The sequence below is a fragment of the uncultured Gimesia sp. genome, assembly GCF_937919775.1.
Taxonomy (GTDB): domain Bacteria; phylum Planctomycetota; class Planctomycetia; order Planctomycetales; family Planctomycetaceae; genus Gimesia.
Genome location: NZ_CALFPF010000251.1, coordinates 1 through 2,152, shown reverse-complemented (window position 1 = coordinate 2,152; position 2,152 = coordinate 1). Strand labels below are relative to the sequence as shown.

Annotated in this window: 4 protein-coding genes; all 4 read right to left on the bottom strand. The window is 48.7% G+C overall.

The genetic code is table 11. The features are described from left to right. On the bottom strand, positions 1 to 661 hold a 661-nt coding region (locus tag Q0294_RS06685; RefSeq protein ID WP_299462264.1), incomplete at its 3' end, for a hypothetical protein. After that, a complete protein-coding gene (locus tag Q0294_RS06680; RefSeq protein WP_299462261.1) occupies positions 658 to 1,173 on the bottom strand; it encodes a protein-tyrosine phosphatase family protein in 516 nt (171 codons plus the stop codon). The genes Q0294_RS06680 and Q0294_RS06685, both read right to left, overlap by 4 nt. 35 nt (positions 1,174 to 1,208) lie before the next feature. Then, positions 1,209 to 1,865, bottom strand: a complete 657-nt coding sequence (locus Q0294_RS06675; RefSeq protein WP_299462258.1) for a DUF6304 family protein — start codon at positions 1,863 to 1,865, stop codon at positions 1,209 to 1,211. A gap of 35 nt (positions 1,866 to 1,900) precedes the next feature. Next, positions 1,901 to 2,152, bottom strand: a 252-nt coding sequence (locus Q0294_RS06670) for a hypothetical protein (RefSeq protein ID WP_299462255.1), incomplete at its 5' end; no start/stop codon positions are given.

The following is a 2,152-nucleotide window of genomic DNA, read 5'->3' as shown; positions in this document are numbered from 1 at the left end:
CCCATTCTACCTGCAAACCGGCTCGCTCCAGTTCTTCACGGACAATGTTTCCCACCTCTAGCCTCTTTGTCTCTTCCACTTTTGAATCACGAGGCCCGAAAGCCAGATATAAATCATCGCCAGCCACGGCGCGTTCCAGATCCTGATTGTGATAAAAACAGTAGCCGATGACCGTTTCCGGCTGGGGATGCTCCTCCTCCAGACAATATTCAAAGATCTCGTAGCCATCAGTTTGTGTATTGCCGGCGTTCTGTAAAGCGATGAGCCCTCGTTTTTCCATGCCGGCAAACGCCAGATTAAGACGATCACAGTCGGTAACCGCGGGCCAGGTTTTCTTTTTTTCTTCCAAAGCCGCCAGTTGGGAATCTATCTTCGCGGAGACCAGCGTTTCATCGAGATCTCCCGGTGCATACATCTCTTCACAAAAAATCCGCATCAGATCCGCCTTGTCGTAAAAGCCCGCGCGGACATGCCAGTCGATTTCGCTGAGCAGTTCCGCATCCAATTTACTGACCATGTTGGTGGAACCCTTTTCTTTTAACAGCGGGGGTTTGAAAAGACGCCTATTTTCAGGCTCTGCTTTCACTGAGGGTTTCTCTTCCGACGCACCGCAACCGGGTAGCATGACACAGACGATCATCAACAACAAAAGAACCTTCATGAAGTTTTTTCTACTTCTCGAATTTGGATTTCATGCTTCAAAATCCAATGATATTGCTCGGGGGTATCGGGAACTTCGATTCGTCTCTGTTTTGAAATCAACTCGAATGCCTGTTCTGTCCCCAGCCCATGGTGCAGCAACACCCCCGCAGCGACGATTCCCGCCCGTCCAATGCCTGCCCTGCAATGCACAACGGTGACGTCTCCCGCTTTGATGCCTGCATACAGCGACTTCGTAAAACGAGAAAACTCACTTACCGATGAGGGCAGGCCGCGATCCGGAAGAGGAAACGACGTAAACTGCATTTCATGCTTTTCAGCCATTTCCTGTTCTTCCTCAAGACCGACTTCGACTGCTTCTTCATATTCAAGCAGCGAAACAATATGCGAGATCCCCCATCGGGCGATGCCGGCAAATTCATCTTCCATCCATTCGCCTGAGACCGGTTTAGCCATCACTGACAGGGAACCGGATTCAATAGTCTGGATCTGATAGATATTTGGTTGGATCATTTTTTCTACTCATGTCTCAAATTTTCAGTCGCCCGCTAACCGCGATAACCGCGATATCCCGTGTTAGGTACTCTGCGTTCAAACTCATCACACAACCAGGTCTCCTGCACTTGCCGTTCGAACCGATCGTGAACATGAAAGAAGTCTTCTTTGGACTTCACCTGCAGGTATTCCTGTTTCAGATTGCGGAAACACATCATGCGTCCAAATGCACCACTCCCGAAAGGGCTGTAGTCGGAATAAAGACAGTTGATACAAGCCTTTAGAAATATGTGCTCCGGAAGCTGCTTCTGGATTTCCAGCAATTCGTCTTCCATACAACCCGACTTACCTGACGAGATATATTTTTGCGCGCCATAGTCGAGAGAAACCCGAAACTCTTCCCGATCTATGCCACCCCGTTCGTTCAATTGCCCCAGTTCACACTGCACCATTAACTCGGCAGAGACTGACTGATTTCGATCATCGATTAGAATAGGAATCACAAATTCGAAAATACAGTCACACAGGTCCCCTCGGGCAAGCCGAAATCGTTGGGGGAGCCCATCTGACTGAACCGGCTCCATATCATCGAACATTCCACCCACAAATTCCCACCCATCCAGCTTAATGCGGATTTCAGCACCATCATTGGTCATTGACCCGACGATGGTGCCTTCCCGGTCTGTATATTGAAAACGATGTTGTTCCATAAGTGATTTCAGTTCCAGTAAATCTGAGCTCGCGGCTACTCCCGTTTCTTTGAAAACAGATACCGCAGAAACGAAGTAATCCCGGCAAATTTATAGACGGGATCGACGTATTTTTCGATGACGTAGAACATGAAATAATAGAGCCTGGCGGAGGACCAGATGATGAGCAGGAGTAACAATGCTATCTGCCACGAACGGGTCTGTGCAATGATCAGCCCCGTGGCAAACAGCAAAATCACCAGGAACAGAAAGCCTTTGAGGTAGATCAGACGTTTGCTTTTGAGATC

Excerpts from the sequence above, each read along its gene's own strand:
- Q0294_RS06680 (WP_299462261.1), bottom strand. The coding sequence starts at position 1,173 with ATGATCCAACCAAATATCTATCAGATCCAGACTATTGAATCCGGTTCC.
- Q0294_RS06675 (WP_299462258.1), bottom strand. The coding sequence starts at position 1,865 with ATGGAACAACATCGTTTTCAATATACAGACCGGGAAGGCACCATCGTC.